We start from the raw sequence: 18,257 nt of genomic DNA on the forward strand, positions 1-18,257 counted from the left end.
ATTAACCAGATCTTTCAAGAGAAAAAATACTCGTTTGGCTATTTAATGTGTCGCACTGCTCGGAGACCTATCGAGATCCCTGTCGGGAATTCCGCGCGCGCATGCTGTCGAGGTACGACGGATCCAGCTCCGAAATCAGGTTCTCGAGATAGACCTTCCCGTCGGCTGAGGCTAACCGGTATGCAGCCACAAGCGCCGGCCTGAGGGCAGGCCGATGCGTAACGATGAAACTGACATCGCGTTTGATCAAGTCACGGAATTCAAGCTCCCATACCACAGCGTCTGTGGCGAACGCGACGGATAGCCGTAACGGAAGCAGATCCAAATCATTCGGCGCGGTATAGTACGACATCTTGAGCATCGCTGCCGTCCCAGACCGGGTCAAATCGTGCTTCGATGCCGCCGCGAGCATGAGCCAAATGTCGCCGCGAAACGGCGAAGAGCGTAATGCACGGGCAAACGCATTCGAAGCCACCGGAAGAGCCGTCTTTTGCTCGTCTGCGGATAATGCCGGATCCCAGCTGGATCTCGATTCCCCTCGGATCCATAGGTCTTCACGTGCTGCCGCAACTGAAGCCGGTTTCGAGATCGCATTCGGCCATGCTGCGGTCAATACGCCTGTCGGCAAAGAAGAATGACCACCGAGATACCAGGCGGGCAAGACCATCCAAATTGCCTGCACGAGCAGTGTGATACCAAGAACCATCAGAGCAACGCGGGGCCAGGCGGTGACAAGCGCTGACGCGAATCTTGGACGAGATGCCGGAGCTGGACCGCCCATCCAATCTGAAGTCTCTTTCGATCCCGGGGATATGGCATCACGGCCTGCGCCGGGGACGCTTTGACCGAACGCCAGTCCAAAAACCGCGGCGATCAAAAGTGATGCGCCCAAATCCAAAATTTCATGGTCGGCAAAGGCCAGTACCGTCAGTGTAATCGAAGCGCCAGCGCCCAAGGCTGGGTACACGTAATCGTAAGCTCGCGACAGAGACCGCCTGATCAGAATACAAGCGCCGAGCATTGCTACAACCACGAGACTGCAAAGGAACGCCCACCCCATATCCACAACAATTGCGGCGGCGGCCGTTGGCCTTTCTCGCAGCGCACCGCTTCCGATGTCCCGATAAATCGGCAAAAGAACGGCCGAAGCGCCTGCACCGGATCCCGCCGGTCGGACGTCCTGTAGCATCCGTTCTGTCGCGATCTGGCTGCTCGTTGACAAAGCGATCGTCAGATCGGTGTTCGTCCTGAACGGAATGACCGTCGCGCTGGCAATAAGAAATATTACGGCGGTTGCGAGAACGCCAGCGGTACCCCACAAACCGAAGAACCACCTGCGAATTGCGAACACCGAGAGCAGAATTCCTGATCCGAGGAGCGCGGCAACGACGGCGGTCGAGTTGGTCGGAATGAGCAGCGCGGCCATGCAGACAGTCATTGCGATGATCGCGGCGGACAGGGCTGGGAGCGGGGCTGGCCCAATTGTTCCTGGCCGACTGCGGCGCCGAAATTGATCGACTGCGCGTATTGCCGTCGCGCAGGAGAGCAAGAGGCCGAGCACTGCGACGGTTGAGCCATCGGGCCCGGCGACACCAGCAGTTTCCTTACCGAACCACACAGCTGTGGTGATCGTGGCTATCAACAGCAGGATATGCAGGACTTGCGCTGCACGATATCGGTCAAGTGTGACGACGGCAGTGACAAGGGCAGCGGCGAGCACAGCGCAATACTGGGCGAACGAGAACATCGTCGCCCCGGTATCGACCGTGATTATTTCGGCGAGGGGTTCGTTCAAGGCCGCCGATGCAGTTGCCCAGATGGCATTGCCGAGTGTGCCCATAGGCATCGGCACTGCCTGTGACGCCATCCAGAGCGCCGGAGCCGCAAGCACAACGCCGAGACCAGGCCGGAGCAGCTTGGCGAGCCCGAGGGAGGCGGATGATGGAACGATCGCAACGACCAGCGCAGCCGTTGCAAGTACGAACGACGCCAATATCCTGATTTGCAGGCTTTCTGGCATGGCGAGCGCCGCGATGATCGCCACTAACTCGGCTAACATGACAAGCCGGATAATCATGTAAACACCATCTTGTGGTGCGGCCACTCCGCTGATCCGCTAGCCGGAGAACGTGGAGCCGCTACGAGACAGCCTTAAGACCCGGAAAGACCATAACGGATGTAGTGGCTATCATGATAGTAGTAGCTCCGATGTCCGTCATATCGAGCCATGGCCTTGGTATCCGTTTTGCTGAGAACCGCCCCAATCAGCGATTCGTGAATGTTGGGTGCCGTGTGCAATGCGTGCTGCACGACATCTATTTTGGTCCGGCCCCATTCAACAACGAGAATGTAGCAGTCTATTAGAGATGAAGTGGCTCGGACATCAACTAGGGGGGTCAGGGGAGGAAGGTCGACGATGACGTAGTCATAGTCAGCTCGCAAACGATCGAACAACTTGCTTATCGCGTCGGCGCAAAGAATTTCGCTGGTGTGAAGCAGAGGTCCCCGCCGCACGGCGGGTAGAAATGCAAGATTGGTTGTCGGATCCCGCCAAATTGCGTCCGCGAGGGAGCGGCTGCCGTTTGCAACTTCGATGATTCCGGCGAGGGCTTTGGGCGCAAAGATAGCAGATAGCGAGGGATTCCTGAGGTCGCAATCGACGATGATGGCTTTCTTGCCCGTGTGCCCGATCAATTGCGCGAGCGAGGCAGCAATCGTGGTCTTGCCCTCATTCGGTAGGGCCGAGGTAATCCCGATGACCTGGGAGGAGATTTTTGCCGGATTGTGGTCGATGGCTAGCTTGATGGAGCGAATTGCCTCGGTATATCGAGAAAGCGGCATCCCGACCACGGTCCGATGAACTGCGGTCGGCGACGAAACTATCCGTTGCTGAACATCATCATCGGTTTGCTGGAGACGAACCGATGGCTTCGGGGATTTGCGGGCCGGTAGCAATGGGACCGAAGAAATGCAAGGCAATTCCAGCACGGTTTCCACTTGTGAAGAGGTACGAAAGACGCGGTCCATGACGTCTCTGAGCAGCGCCAAGCCGATGCCCAGCGCGAGACCGCCGAGGATCCCGAGCGTCAGCACCAACCTTGTCTTAGGCTTGCTCTTGCTCGGCGGCGGCGAAGCAGGAAAAACGACCCGCGTTTCCGAGATGGGGAATGTCTCCTGCTGTGCAGAGCCCATGTAACGCTGCAGGAAAGTCTCGTGCAAGCTCCGCAAGCCCTTTGCTCGGCTCTCCAGATCCTTGATAGTCAGCTCAGCAGAATTGACTGAACGGGACTGAGAGACGGCCTTGGCCAGCTGCTTTTCGATTTCTTCCTGCCGCTGTTTGGCGAACTCGAATTCGCTTCGGCTGACTTCGGCAAGTCTCTTGACCTCGTCGAAGATGGAGGCGCGAAATTCCCGGATGCGGTTACGGACACTGACAACCGCCAGGTGGTCGCGACCGACCCTGGCTGTCAACTCGGCCTCTCGCCGCGTGAGTTCCAGATATTGTTGGCGGAGCCCCGTAATGATCTGACTGTTTGTTGCATCGGCCCCGATAGCATCCAGATTGATCATCGGGGGCGGCTTTTGCGGATCGGAGGTAAGGAGAGATTCATACCGAGCCAACTTGGCCGTGGCCTCAGAGGTCTGGGCGCGTGCGGCAGCCAGTCGATTGTTGATTTCTGTGATCTGCCGCTCGTCGATGGGCTTTCCGTCCAAAGACACGATATTGTTCTGGGCCTTGTAGACATCGACGGCACGTTGTGCAGCGAGGGCTTGGTCACCGAGATCGCGCAGCCTCTCCTGCAGCCAGCTTGTTGCCCTGCGATTGGCATCGAATTTTGCATTGAGCTGGTCCGCAACATAGGTATTGGCTACCGCGTTGACGATCTCCGCGGCTCGGGCTGCGTTGCTCGAACTGAAATTGATCTCAATGACGTTGCTGAACCCGACACGCCCTGTTGAAAGCCGACTCAGAAATGCGTCTACGAGAGCGTCCGATGGTTCGCCCTTCGTATCGGGCGGGTTATCTTTCCTCGATCCAGTCGGTGCCCATGACCGAATTCGTTGCCAGAGCGACTGTAGAGATAGCCCTGACGCACTAAAGTCCGGATCGTCAGCCAGTTTCAACTGGTCGATGACCGCGACCGCGGTAGCCTTTGATCTCAGGAGCTGAAGCTGGGTCTCGATTTGATTGAGATCGAAAGCCGTCTCGGCGAGCAGTGATTGCTGCTGGACAAATAGGGGCCTTGGATTAGCCAACAGGATCTGAACCTGCGCCGTATAGGTTGGAGTCACCAAACGGAGATAGAGCATGCTGGCCGCAATTGCGAGTGCAGCAGTGACAAGGATTACGAAATATTGGCGTCGTAGAAGCCCGATGCCGTAATTGATGACGTCGCTGATTCCTCCGCCGTCTGCCTGAGCGGGTTGAGCCAGGTTCACCGGCAGCCGCAGTCTATCCGTGTGTTGAAGATTGTTCTGGAGCATCACGTACCTGTCCGACGGTGGGGTCACGTTGGGGCCGCCCGCCCGTAGACCAACGTTCAGGCAGGACGTCCGGGCGCTGGGAGATTATATACATTAAAAAAATCTGCTTGCCAAATTAAATAAATCTTATATTAATTAGGGGAGATACAAACAGGGACGAGGCAGTCGCCCCGGCGCGGTGCCGACAAAACAGACGATATTTCCGTAGCTTGCAGCACATCGTATTTGGATCGAAAATAATGTGAGCGTTCAAAGGCGGATTGGCGGACGTAAAAATTAATTCTATCGATGATTATGGTCCGCTGCTTGAAACCCGATTGAAATTAAGGGCCGGCAGGAGGTGCCTAATGCTGGAACTGCGATCCTTGGCTATCCCCGATGTCAAAGTAATTCGAGCAGATCGCATTTCCGACGGCCGCGGCTACTTCTGTGAGACCTTTCAGCGATCGGCTTTTGCCGAGAAGGGAATCTTGCATGACTTCGTTCAGGATAATCAGTCCAGCTCAGATCGGATCGGCACGGTGCGCGGCTTGCATTTCCAGCGACCGCCTTTCGCCCAGGCCAAGCTCATACGGGTGTTGAATGGGGCCATTCTCGATATTGCCGTTGATCTCCGACGTTCATCGCCCGACTTTGGCAAGCACATCGCCATCCAGTTGGATAGCGAAAGCGGTGAGCAGGTGTTCATTCCGAAGGGATTCGCGCATGGTTTCTGTACGCTGCAGCCCAAGACCGTGGTCTTGTACAAGGTCGATCAGGTCTACGCCCCGAGCCATGACGGCGGCGTCTATTGGGCTGATCCCGCACTAGCGATCAAGTGGCCCGTCACACCGTCAGAGGCTCAGATATCGCCAAAGGACCAGATTTTGCCTACGCTCAACCAGCTTGCTTGCATTTTCGAATAGTGGAGATGAGTAGAATGCGTATCCTAGTGACCGGCGGAGCGGGCTTCATCGGTTCTACTGTGTGTCGCCGTTTGGTGCTGCAGACCAGTGCCGCTGTGGTCAACATCGACAAGTTGACATACGCAGCCGACTTGACTTCGCTGACGAGCATCGAGGGGCTGGGGTCTTATGCATTCCTGCAGTCCGACATCTGCGATCGAGACGCTATGGATCTCGCGTTCGCCGACTACGAGCCGGATGCGATCATACACCTGGCCGCCGAAAGCCACGTCGACCGTTCGATCACCGGACCCGAGGCCTTCGTCAGCACCAATATAGTTGGTACCTACACGCTGTTGGAGGCGGCCAGGACCTACTACGAACGTCTGCCGCTTCCGCGGCGCAAGCAGTTCCGCTTCATCCACGTATCGACCGACGAAGTCTACGGGTCATTGGGCCCGGAGGACTTGTTTCGCGAGGACACGCCCTACAGCCCGAGTTCGCCATATTCGGCGAGCAAGGCGGCCTCGGACCACCTCGCACTCGCGTGGTTTCGAACCTACGGTCTTCCGGTCATCGTATCGAATTGTTCGAACAACTACGGGCCGTACCAGTTCCCGGAAAAGCTCATCCCGCTGACGATCATCAATGCGCTCGACCGGAAGCCGCTACCGGTCTATGGCGACGGCAGAAATATTCGCGACTGGCTTCATGTCGATGATCATGCCGCTGGCTTGATAAGACTTCTGTACGAAGGAAGACCGGGCGAGAAGTACAATTTCGGCGGAGATGGCCAGCGATCCAACCTGGAGGTGGTCACCCGGATTTGTGACGTGGTGGATCGGTTGTCCCCGGGCGCGGGAGCGAGACGATCTCTCATTAGGTTCGTGCCGGATCGTCCAGGACATGATGCGCGCTATGCGATCGACGCGTCGAAGGCACATCGCGAACTAGGCTGGGAACCGACGAGGACCTTCGAACAGGGCTTGGCCGAAACAGTCGGATGGTATCTCGACAATCGTGCATGGTGGCAGCGTGCTCGCTGCGGTGTCTATGACGGCTCGCGTCTGGGTCTGCTCGCTGCTCAACATTGAGGTGAAGATGACAGATCGACCCATCCTCATTGCCGGGCGGAACGGTCAGTTGGCAAAGTGTCTTCGTGATCTCGCTGCGATGCGCGGTCTGCCCGCGGTGGCTCTCGGGCACCGAGAACTCGATCTGGAGAACCGCGAAGGGATCGATAAGCTCATCGCGTCGATCGCGCCGTCTGCAATAATCAATACGGCCGCTTATACGGCTGTTGATCGGGCCGAATCTGAAGCGGCGAAAGTGTTCAGCATCAACCGCGATGGTGCGGCAACGCTGGCAAATGTCGCTTGGCAGATGAATGTTCCACTCATCCATCTCTCGACCGACTATGTGTTCGACGGCGCAAAACCGGATGCGTACGACGAAAGCGACATTCCCGCGCCGTTAAATGTCTACGGCGTGTCGAAGCTTGCCGGCGAAGCTGCTGTATTGGCCGCGCACCCGCTCGCGACCGTGATCAGATGCTCGTGGCTTTACAGCCCCTATAGCTGCAATTTCGTTCGAACGATGTTGCGGTTATGCGGGACGCAGCCCATCGTAAGGGTTGTCCGAGACCAGCACGGAAATCCGACCTACGCATACGACCTCGCGGAGGCTATCCTTCAGATCGCAGAACGGTCAGTAACAGTCGATCGCAGGGCAGCAGCCGGCATCTTTCATCTCACCGGGCAGGGCGAGACAAGCTGGCACGACTTTGCGAAGGCAATCTTCGACGAGATTTCCCGTCGTGGAGCGCGGGTTCCGGCGCTCGAGGCGATCACGACGGAAGAGTTTCCGACCGCTGCGCGTCGACCCCGAAACTCGCGCCTGGATTCATCCAAGGCCGAACGCGTGTTCGGGATTCGATTGCCGCCTTGGCGCCATTCGCTCGAAGCCTGTCTCGACCAGCTAGTCGGAGAAGGAGAAACCGATGTTGAAGGGAATCGTGCTGGCTGGCGGCAGCGGAACGCGCCTCTATCCGATCACGCGCGTGGTCAGCAAGCAGTTGCTCCCGATCTATGACAAGCCGATGATCTACTATCCTCTGTCGACGCTGATGTTGGCAGGGATCCGCGAAATTCTGATTATCACCACGCCTTCAGACCGGTGTCAGTTCGAGCTGTTGCTGGGGGACGGCAGCCAGTGGGGCATTCGGCTCAGCTACGCGGAGCAAACCCGTCCCGCCGGTCTCGCGGACGCCTTCATTGTTGGTGCCGATTTCATTGGAAGCGATCGTGTGGCGATGGTGCTTGGTGACAATATTTTCTTCGGCGATGGCCTGAGCGAACTGCTTGCCAGGGCGGCAGGACGTGAGGAAGGCGCAACAGTTTTTGCTTATCACGTGCGGGACCCAGAACGTTACGGCGTCGTCGCGTTTGATGAGGCGGACCGCCCAGTATCGATCGAGGAGAAACCCAGACGGCCAGCTTCGAATTGGGCAATCACCGGGCTGTATTTCTTCGATAATCGCGTTATCCGCTACGCTCGTCGCGTCGAGCCATCGTCGCGCGGAGAGCTCGAGATTACCGATCTTCAGATGCGCTACCTTGCGGCCAAAACGCTACATGTTGAGCGCATGGGGCGGGGGTTCGCCTGGCTGGATACCGGCACGGTTGAGTCGCTCATCGATGCCGGGACGTTCGTACAGACCCTGGAAAAGCGGCAGGGAATGAAGATCGCCTGTCTCGAGGAGGTCGCCTTCAGACTCGGCTTCATCAATCGTGATCAACTTCTCGCGCTGGCGCAACCGTTGGAGAAGAGCGGCTACGGCAAATATCTGAACGAAATCACTCGGCTACCGCATTTCGTTTCGCACTAAATGGCCCTCAGTCCATATTTGGAGTTATGTTAAAATCTACGCGCATTGAATTGACTGGCAGTTTAAAATAGAATTAAAATATATATTGGCGATTTATTTAATCGGTATAGCCATGCTGGTTCAAAAGGCGAGCGTCTTCGGTCGGGGAGCCCGGGCCGTTTTTCCAGGGGAAGATATTCCCGCCTTTTGGCGAGAAGCCTCGTTCGGGAATGCATTCGATGGCTCCGATCCGCCCGGCCGGTGGGATCCGCCGTTTGCTAATTTGCCACCAAGTGACGCCACTTTCTTCCCGCAATCGTCTCGGGCCAGTCCGGGCGACCCGCCGGACCTACGCTGCGTTGTGCCCCGCCTCTTCGCGGCATCTTCCCAGTCGCGATTGTCTGCTCTGCTGTCTTCGACGTCTTTGACGAGCCGCCATCTGGGTTTGGTCCCGACGTTCCCATCTGTGGCAAACGAAGGGACGCCGCCGACATCATCATCGGTTTCGACACCGGGCACCACTCACTGGAACAATTCGAGGGACGGAGTCTGGAATGTCGCTACGAACTGGAGCGCCGGCGTCCGGGGCATCATTGACTCTGCCTTCCTCGATGCGGCGGGAGCGTATGTCGGCACCAGCACGGCCCTCGTTGATATCGAGAGCCTGGTCGTTGATGCCGGCGCGACGCTTTCGTTCGGTGCCGGGTCGCCCTTTATCGTCGAAGACGATGCAGTGAACAATGGGACTGTCGACGCTGGGGCATTCCTTGGCAATCGCATTGCTGCGGGGGACATCAAGGGTCACGTCAGCGGCACGGGATCTTTCGAAATTTCAGACAAGGCGATCCTGGAGATCGGAGGTTCGGTTTCCGGGCAATTCTTGAATGGATCGTTCTCTGGCATAACCGTGTCGTTCGATACGGGGGTTGGCACACTTGTCCTCGACCAGTCGGCCAAGTTCCAGGGGTTGATTGCCGGTTCATCGCCGGGGGCACCGCTTTCGCCAGAGAACTTCATCGACTTGAAGGATCTGCCCTTCACATCGTCGATGTCGGCGACTGTCCATTATGACAACAGCTCGAATATCAGCGTGGTCGATTTCAGCAATGGTGCGGCCAATGTCACCTTGCTGTTCTCGGGGATGGACTCGAATTGGAATTTCAGAAGCGACGGGCAGGGAGGCACCATTGTCTCCGATCCACCCACAAATCCCATCGTACTGGAAAACCAGAAGCCAGGTACGCGGAAAAGTGTCTGGCAGATCCAGCCGGGCGGCAATTCGCATCTGACCCAGGGATTTGCGACAGCAATCAGCGCCAATGTCGGCGGGACGGTCCAATTCAAGATCAACAACCTGACCGGCAATCCGAACTATCGCGTCGATGTTTACCGGCTGGGCTATTACGGCGGTGATGGTGCCAGGATGGTTACGAGCCTGCAGCATCAGGCCGCAGCTTCCGTCGTCCAACCCGCTCCATTGACGGACCCATCTAAGGGCCTAGTAGATGCCGGCAATTGGAGCGTGACCGACTCCTGGAGCGTGCCAACCGATGCGGTCTCGGGCGTCTACATCGCCAACGTCGTCAACGGCACCGAAATTTTCCAGATCCCGTTCATCATAAGGAACGACGCTTCGCACAGCGACATCGTCCTCCAGACAAGTGATGAAGACTGGCAAGCCTACAACGGCTGGGGAGGGGCCAACCTTTATTTCGGGAACGGCCCGGGCATCAACGGATCAGCCTTCGCGGTCAGTTACAATCGCCCCTTAGTAACGCGTGACGGCGAGGGAACCTTTTCCGAGGGGGGAGACTCCCCGTTCACGGCCGAGTTTGCGGCCATTCAGTGGCTCGAGCAAAACGGGTACGATGTCTCCTACATTTCTGGAATCGACGCTGCGACAAACGGCTCGTTGTTGCTGAACCATAAGATCTTCATGGACGCGGGGCATGACGAGTATTGGACCGAAGCTCAGCGCGCTAACGTAGAGGCCGCGGCGCATGCCGGCGTGAACCTTGCGTTTCTCACAGGCAACGAGATCTTCTGGAAAACAAGGTTGGCGCCCAGCATCGACGGGAGCGGATCAGCCAACCGCACACTCATCAGCTACAAGGATACGCATGCAAATGCGTTGATTGATCCGACAGGACGGGCGACCGGCAATTTCGCTGATCCGCGGTTCGGTCCGCCTCTTCCCGCGAATGAGTTGACCGGTACATTGTTCGCAGTCAACGCATTTCGGTATGACACTATCACGATACCGTATCCGATGACCCAATTGCGTTTCTGGCGCAATACAGCTGTCGGGCAAACGGCTCCCGGGCAGACCGCCTCGCTCGTACCGGGCCTTTTAGGCGTCGAATGGGACGTCGCACCCGACAACGGATTCCGCCCAGCCGGTTTGGTCAATGTCTCATCTTCAACAGTGCAGGTGAATGGACAGTATCTCCTTGACTATGGCAACACGTTCGCAAATGGCACAGCGACCCACAATCTCGTAGTGCATCGGGATCCCGTTAGTGGTGCACTGATATTCTCGGCCGGTTCAATCAACTGGTCGTGGGGGCTTGCTAGCGACCACGACGGGCCGGCGACTCCGGTGGATCCCAATGTACAGCAGGCGATGGTCAATCTGTTCGCCGACATGGGGGTTCAGCCGGGGACGCTGCAAGCGAGCTTGACGATCGCGACCCAATCGACAGACGCTACAGCGCCGACCTCCGGCATCACGAATCTCTCGGCTGCCACCGTTGCCGCGGGGCAATCGATCACAGTGACGGGGACGGCCACTGACGCAGGTGGAAAGATTGCCGGAGTCGAGGTTTCCACCGATGGTGGCGCAACCTGGCATCCCTCCACCAGCAACGTCGGTGCGGCGAACGCGACGTGGTCATACACGTTCGTCACAGGCGCTCAGGGGACATATAATCTCAAGACCAGGGCGGTAGACGATAGCCTGAACCTGGAAACACCCGCTGCAGGTGTTACTTACACCGTCAATCCGTCTTCCAACCTGACACTCTTCAGCATTGCCGATACGCCCACGGTGATCTCGAACGACGATTCCGGCTCAGTTGAGCTTGGTGTCAAATTCGTCCCCACCGTGTCGGGCAAGATCACCGGCATTCGTTTCTACAAAGCGTCTGAGAACATTGGCACTCACATCGGTGATCTCTGGACCACAAACGGCACCCTGCTTGGGAGCGCCACCTTCACCAACGAAACGGCGAGCGGCTGGCAGCAGGTTAATTTCGCCACGCCTATCAGTGTGAACGCTGGCGTGACGTATGTTGCTTCCTATCACACGAACACCGGCCACTATTCCTCAACTGATTTCTACTTCATCAACTATGGAGGCCTTACGAAAGGGGCGCTCACTGCGCCTGGCAGCAGCCTCAACGGCGTCTTTGCCTATGGCAGTGGCCCGATCTTCCCCGACGACGTTTCCTCTACAAAGGCCGCAAATTACTGGGTCGACGTCGTTTTCTCTGATTCCGGCACGACGTCACCACAAGCTAACGGGGACAGCGGCTTCACGGTTAGTCAAAATGGTGTGCTGAACATTCCGGCATCAACGCTGCTCGCGAACGACACCAACCCGTCCGGATTGGCTTTCTCACTTAGTGGCGTCAGTAATCCGGTCAATGGAAGCGTAAGCTACAATTCGCAAAATCAGACCGCGACTTTTGCCCCTGCCAATGGTTATGCCGGGACAGCGGGTTTCACCTATACGATCACGGACACGAGTGGGCAAAGCGGGTCTGGCCAGGTATCGCTCAACGTCAGTTATCCAGTCTCTGCGCAGAGTCTGTTCGGCACCAATGATGCGCCAGGGGCCCCCAATTCCGGCGATACCAGCCCCGTCGAAGTTGGAGTCAAGTTTACCTCATCCGTGAACGGGACAATAACCGGCCTGCGCTTCTACAAGGGATCTTTGAATACCGGTCCCCATGTTGCGGATCTCTGGAGCTCGACCGGTACCCTGCTTGCGACTGCCACGTTCACGAACGAGACAGCCAGCGGCTGGCAGCAGGTCAACTTCTCCACTCCTGTGGCCATCACGGCAGGCACCACCTACGTCGCGTCCTACCACACGAACGATAATTATTCCGGTACGCAGAACTATTTCACGACGTCGCTTACCAACGGCCAGTTAACGGCTCCGGCTAGCGGCAATGGTGTCTATGGCTACGGATCCGGAAGCATTTTCCCGACCAGCACCTACAAAGCTTCCAACTACTGGGTCGACATCGTGTTCAGCGGATCCTCGACCACCAACAATACACCGCCAACCGCGGTTGCTGACGTCGGTGACGCCACCGAAAAGGGCGGCGTGAACAACAGCACCGGTGGCACGGCGGCCACCGGCAACGTGCTGACCAACGATACCGATCCCGATGCGAACGATACCAAGACGGTCACCGCCTTTAGCTTCGGCTCGACCAGTGGTGCACTCGGTTCAGCGCTCTCTGGAGCGCATGGCAGCCTGGTGCTCAATGCCTCGGGCACCTTCACGTACACGGTCAGCGAGACGGATCCGGCCGTGCAGGCCTTGCGGCTGTCGACCAACACGCTCGCCGACGTGTTCAATTACACGATGCGCGACACCGCCGGCGCCACGTCATCGACAACGCTCACCGTTACCATTCATGGCGCCAACGACGCACCAGTGCTGGCCGTCCAGACCGGCGATCAGACCGCGACAGTCGGCACGTCATTCTCCTTAACGCTGCCTGCGGGCACCTTCACCGACGTCGATTCCGGGGATTCGCTGGCCTACACGGCGACCGCCGCCGATGGCACGGCACTTCCCGCATGGCTGACCTTCGATGCCTCGACTCGGACCTTCAGCGGGACACCAACGTCCACCAGTGCTGGCACCCTCAGCGTCAAGACATCGGTCTCCGATTTCGGCGGTCTGTCAGCCAGCGAGACGTTCAATCTCGCGGTGACGACAGCGTCCTCATCCGTGAGCCTGTTCTCGAACTCGGACACGCCGGCAATCCTTTCGGATTCCGATCCGTCGCAAATCAACCTTGGCGTGCAATTCGCCTCCTCCGTGGCAGGCACGATCACTGGCATCAAATACTACAAGAGCGCAAATGACACCGGGACTCATACGGGCTCGTTGTGGAGCAGCACCGGTACGCTGCTGGCGAGCGCGACCTTCGCCAACGAGGGTAGCAGTGGCTGGCAGACCGTCACGTTTAGCAATCCCGTGTCGATCGCGGCTGGCGCCACCTACGTCGCGAGCTTTCACAGCAACGGCCATTATGCTGCCACCGCCAACTACTTCACCACCGCTCGCACTAGCGGTCCACTCACGGCTCCTGCCAACATCAATGGCGTCTACACCTACGGAACGAGCAATCTGTTCCCGACCAGCACCTACAAAGCCGCCAACTACTGGGTCGACATCGTGTTCAGCGGATCCTCGACCACCAACAATACACCGCCAACCGCGGTTGCTGACGTCGGTGACGCCACCGAAAAGGGCGGCGTGAACAACAGCACCGGTGGCACGGCGGCCACCGGCAACGTGCTGACCAACGATACCGATCCCGATGCGAACGATACCAAGACGGTCACCGCCTTTAGCTTCGGCTCGACCAGTGGTGCACTCGGTTCAGCGCTCTCTGGAGCGCATGGCAGCCTGGTGCTCAATGCCTCGGGCACCTTCACGTACACGGTCAGCGAGACGGATCCGGCCGTGCAGGCCTTGCGGCTGTCGACCAACACGCTCGCCGACGTGTTCAATTACACGATGCGCGACACCGCCGGCGCCACGTCATCGACAACGCTCACCGTTACCATTCATGGCGCCAACGACGCACCAGTGCTGGCCGTCCAGACCGGCGATCAGACCGCGACAGTCGGCACGTCATTCTCCTTAACGCTGCCTGCGGGCACCTTCACCGACGTCGATTCCGGGGATTCGCTGGCCTACACGGCGACCGCCGCCGATGGCACGGCACTTCCCGCATGGCTGACCTTCGATGCCTCGACTCGGACCTTCAGCGGGACACCAACGTCCACCAGTGCTGGCACCCTCAGCGTCAAGACATCGGTCTCCGATTTCGGCGGTCTGTCAGCCAGCGAGACGTTCAATCTCGCGGTGACGACAGCGTCCTCATCCGTGAGCCTGTTCTCGAACTCGGACACGCCGGCCATTCTGTCGAATTCCGATACGTCGCAAGTCAACCTTGGCGTGCAATTCACCTCCTCCGTGGCAGGCACGATCACTGGCATCAAGTACTACAAGAGCGCAAATGACACCGGGACTCATACGGGCTTCTTGTGGAGCAGCACCGGCACGCTACTGGCGAGCGCGACCTTCACCAACGAGGGTAGCAGTGGCTGGCAGACCGTCACGTTCAGCAATCCCGTGTCGATCGCCGCTGGCATCCCCTACGTCGCGAGCTTTCACAGCAACGGCCACTATGCCTCCAGCACCAGCTACTTCACCACCGCTCGCACCAGTGGTCCGCTCACGGCTCCTGCCAACATCAATGGCGTCTACACCTACGGAACGAGCAATCTGTTCCCGACCAACACCTACAAAGCCGCCAACTACTGGGTGGATGTCATGTTCAACAGCTTGAGCGGCGGCGCCAACCAGCTACCAGTCGCTGCAAACGACAGCGGCCTCTACGCCACGCAGAACGTCCCCTTCGCGATACCGACCTCGGTACTGCTTGCCAACGACACCGATCCCGATGGCGATAAGCTCACGATCACGGGCGCGAGCGGCGGTGTGAATGGCGTTGCCAGCTTCAACGCCCAAAGCAACAGCGTGAGCTTCACTCCGACGACCGGCTACACGGGATCGGCGTCCTTCAACTACAGCATCTCCGACGGCCATGGTGGCACCGCCAGTACATCCGTCGCTCTCAATGTGACCGCTGCGTCTTCGACGACTGTGGGCCTGTTCAGCGCAAGTCAGGTGCCTAGCATTGTGGCAGCCAATGATCCAAATTCAGTGGAACTGGGCGTCAAGTTTCAGACGTCTACCCCAGGCGATGTTGTCGGCATTCGCTTTTACAAGGGGCCGTCCAACACGGGCACCCACGTTGCGGATCTTTGGAGCAGCACTGGGAATTTGCTGGCAACCGCGACATTTACCAGCGAAACGGCCGGCGGCTGGCAGCAGGTCAATTTTGCCACGCCCGTGACGATCATGCCGGGAACCACCTACGTCGCCTCCTATCACACCGCGGGAAATTACGCGGCTGATCCGGGCCTCCTCGCCAGCGCAATTACCAACGGACCTCTGACGGCTCCATCCTCGGCATCGATCGCAGGCAACGGTGTGTTTGCGTATGGGACGGATAGCCTATTTCCAAACAACACTTACAACGCAACGAGCTACGGCGTTGATGTGGTTTTCAGGCAGCAGCTCGCAGCATAGGAGATACCAGATGCACGCCGAACTTTATACCGACGGAATCGAAGAAATTACCGTTAGCGGAACCATCGTCCGCGTCGATCTGGTTAGTCTTTCACCGACGGAGCGTGACGCCAACAATGTCCCGAAACGCGTGTTTTCTCAGCGGCTGATCTTTTCGGTCGAATCCTTCGCCAATTCGGTCGATGTGATGCAGAAGGCGCTTCAAGGGTTGGTCGACGCCGGCGTAGTCCGGCGAAATCAGCCAGCTGAGTCGCACAACAGTACGTCGGTCGTACGCGATGCGCTCGCGCCCAGCACGCCACGGTCTCATAATGTCTCTTCGAACTTCCGGTGAAATCGACGCCGCTGGTGGCGCGAAAGGCCGGGTTGTGGACCCGTCTGGATTGGCGACGCAGACGGCATTGGAGTGCCTGTCCAAGATTGCCGGTTATCATGGGATCGACCTGCCGGTCGAGCGTCTGAAGCACGCCTATGCCGTAGCCGCTCCGCTCTCGTTGAACCTTCTGTTGCGCATGGCCAAGGATGCAGGTCTGCGCGCGAGAAGCACGAAAATCGAGTGGGGTGCGCTGATCCGTCTCGGAGAAGCCTATCCGGCGTTGACGCGGCTAACCAATGGCAACTGGATCGTTGTCCTTGGTGCAGGACAGGGAGCTGAGGGCACTGAGGTCGTCAGCGTCTTCGACCCGCTCGCCGACCGCAAGGACGAGGTCTTGGTTGTCGACCGGGACCGATTCTGTGCCCAATGGGCCGGGGACACCATCCTGATCAAGCGCGAGCAGTTGACACAGGATGGGCGCAGAAATTTCGGCCTCCGGTGGTTCGTACCGGAATTGCTTCTTCAATGGCGACTGTTCAGGGACGTCGCGATTGCCGCCGTCATGCTCTATGCGTTGGGCCTCGTCGTCCCGATCTTTTTCCAGCTCGTCATCGACAAAGTTCTGGTTCACGAGAGCTACACCACGCTCTACGTACTCGCGGCAGGCGCGGCCGCAGCACTCGTCTTTGACGCGATATTCGGCTTTCTGCGGCGCTACCTGCTACTTTATGCGACCAATAAGGTCGACATTCGAGTTGCTACAAAGACGTTCGGTCATCTCCTCGGGCTGCCGGTCACCTTCTTCGAGCACATGGCAGCGGGGGTCTTAGTCAAGCACATGCAGCAAGCGGCGCGGATCCGTGAGTTTCTGACCGGCCGACTATTCTTAACCACCCTCGACGCGCTTTCGCTATTCGTCTTCCTGCCGGTACTTGCGATCTACAGCGTCAAGTTGACACTTATGGTTTTGGCCTTCACTGCCGCGAGCGGTGCTGTTGTCGGCCTGCTCATGGGCCCTTTCCGGCGACGTCTTTACGATCTTTACCAGGCGGAAGGTGCGCGGCAGGCTCTCCTCGTCGAAACAGTTCACGGTATGCGCACGGTGAAGTCGCTGGGGATGGAGCCCGTGCAGGGCAGGATTTGGGATAGCCGCTGTGCACAGTCGATTACCATGCGATTCGGTGTCGAGAAGATTTCCGCCGGTGCCCAGGCGCTCACCGGATTTCTCGAGAAGATCATGACACTTGGGATCATCGCTGTCGGAGCACTCGATGTCTTCGCTGGAGAAATGACAATCGGCGCGCTGGTCGCGTTTAACATGTTGGCCGGCAGGGTCTCCGGACCACTGGTCCAACTCGTGACCATGGTGCACGAATACCAGGAAGTTGCTCTTGCGGTGAAAATGCTCGGCGAGGTGATGAATCAGAAGCCTGAGCGAGATGGCAAGAAAGATGGGCTGCGGCCCGACTTCGCCGGAAAAATCGAGTTCGAAGGTGTTTCTTTTCGCTACGGAGCTGAGGGAGCGCCGGCGCTCGATGATGTCTCCTTCACCGTCGAGCCAGGTTCGATCTTCGGGATCGTGGGCCGAAGCGGCTCCGGCAAGACGACGCTCACAAGGCTGATTTCGGGCATGTATCCGGTGCAACAGGGGCTGCTCCGTGTTGACGGATACGATTCGAGGGAACTCGACTTGGCACACCTGCGCCGAAACCTCGGAATCGTCTTGCAGGATAATTTCCTGTTTCGAGGGACGGTCCGCGACAATATCGCATGCGTGAAACGGGACGCGACATTCGCCGAAGTCGTCGCTGCTGCACAGCTCGCAGGCGCCGACGAGTTCATCGAGCGGTTGCCCCGTGGCTTCGACACCATGCTCGAGGAAGATGCCTCGAATCTGTCCGGCGGGCAGAAGCAGCGGCTCGCGATTGCGAGGGCTCTGATCGTCAATCCACGGATCGTGATTTTCGATGAGGCGACGAGTGCCCTCGATTCCGAAAGCGAAATGATCATCAAGCGCAACCTCCGCCGTTTGGCAGCAGGGCGCACCGTCATCATCGTCTCGCATCGGCTGTCAATGCTGACTGAAGCAAGCCGGATCCTGGTGATGGACCGCGGCCGAATCGTTGACGTGGACCGCCACGACCACCTCCTGTCGAAATGCACCATCTACAGGCATTTGTGGAACCAACAGATGAAACAGATTGCATGATGGAGCCAAGGCAACCACGGACGGACGCGAACACGAACGGTCTGGTCCTGGCCAGAACGGTCGAGCGACGGCGGAAGCTATTCAGGCCG

General features: G+C 58.1%; 9 protein-coding genes. 7 read left to right on the plus strand and 2 right to left on the minus strand.

Annotation, left to right across the window (positions count from 1 at the left end):
- Positions 1-67: 67 nt before the first annotated feature.
- The gene (locus tag AC0L23_RS27475; protein ID WP_473357552.1) at positions 68-2,104 is read right to left on the minus strand and encodes a hypothetical protein; all 2,037 of its coding nucleotides are present in this window, start codon (positions 2,102-2,104) and stop codon (positions 68-70) included.
- 47 nt (positions 2,105-2,151) lie between these two features.
- Positions 2,152-4,485 carry an AAA family ATPase gene (locus tag AC0L23_RS27480; RefSeq protein ID WP_473298015.1) on the minus strand — a complete coding sequence of 778 codons (2,334 nt, stop codon included), beginning with the start codon at positions 4,483-4,485 and terminating at the stop codon, positions 2,152-2,154.
- Between the two features lie 347 nt (positions 4,486-4,832).
- On the opposite strand from AC0L23_RS27480, the gene rfbC reads away from it, so the two are divergent.
- The 7 genes from rfbC to AC0L23_RS27515 all read left to right on the plus strand — a co-directional run bounded on the left by rfbC (position 4,833) and on the right by AC0L23_RS27515 (position 18,168).
- Positions 4,833-5,390 carry a dTDP-4-dehydrorhamnose 3,5-epimerase gene (gene rfbC, locus AC0L23_RS27485; RefSeq protein WP_018456753.1) on the plus strand — a complete coding sequence of 186 codons (558 nt, stop codon included), beginning with the start codon at positions 4,833-4,835 and terminating at the stop codon, positions 5,388-5,390.
- Between the two features lie 14 nt (positions 5,391-5,404).
- Positions 5,405-6,463: a dTDP-glucose 4,6-dehydratase gene (rfbB, locus tag AC0L23_RS27490; RefSeq protein WP_473297948.1), complete on the plus strand. Its 1,059-nt coding sequence runs from the start codon at positions 5,405-5,407 to the stop codon at positions 6,461-6,463.
- 7 nt (positions 6,464-6,470) lie between these two features.
- On the plus strand, positions 6,471-7,460 hold the full coding sequence (gene rfbD / locus AC0L23_RS27495; RefSeq protein ID WP_473297951.1) for a dTDP-4-dehydrorhamnose reductase: 990 nt from the start codon (positions 6,471-6,473) through the stop codon (positions 7,458-7,460).
- The gene (gene rfbA / locus AC0L23_RS27500) at positions 7,369-8,256 is read left to right on the plus strand and encodes a glucose-1-phosphate thymidylyltransferase RfbA (RefSeq protein WP_473297953.1); all 888 of its coding nucleotides are present in this window, start codon (positions 7,369-7,371) and stop codon (positions 8,254-8,256) included. Before rfbD ends, rfbA begins: the two co-directional genes overlap by 92 nt.
- A gap of 112 nt (positions 8,257-8,368) precedes the next feature.
- Positions 8,369-15,643: a DUF4082 domain-containing protein gene (locus AC0L23_RS27505; RefSeq protein ID WP_473357553.1), complete on the plus strand. Its 7,275-nt coding sequence runs from the start codon at positions 8,369-8,371 to the stop codon at positions 15,641-15,643.
- Positions 15,644-15,653: 10 nt separating this feature from the next.
- Complete coding sequence (locus AC0L23_RS27510; protein ID WP_018456747.1) at positions 15,654-15,977, plus strand: hypothetical protein; 324 nt, start codon at positions 15,654-15,656, stop codon at positions 15,975-15,977.
- Complete coding sequence (locus AC0L23_RS27515) at positions 15,955-18,168, plus strand: peptidase domain-containing ABC transporter (protein WP_473297957.1); 2,214 nt, start codon at positions 15,955-15,957, stop codon at positions 18,166-18,168. The genes AC0L23_RS27510 and AC0L23_RS27515 overlap by 23 nt, the downstream gene beginning before the upstream one ends.
- The last annotated feature ends 89 nt before the right edge of the window (positions 18,169-18,257 follow it).

It is taken from the genome of Bradyrhizobium sp. MI1.4 (genome assembly GCF_055811315.1).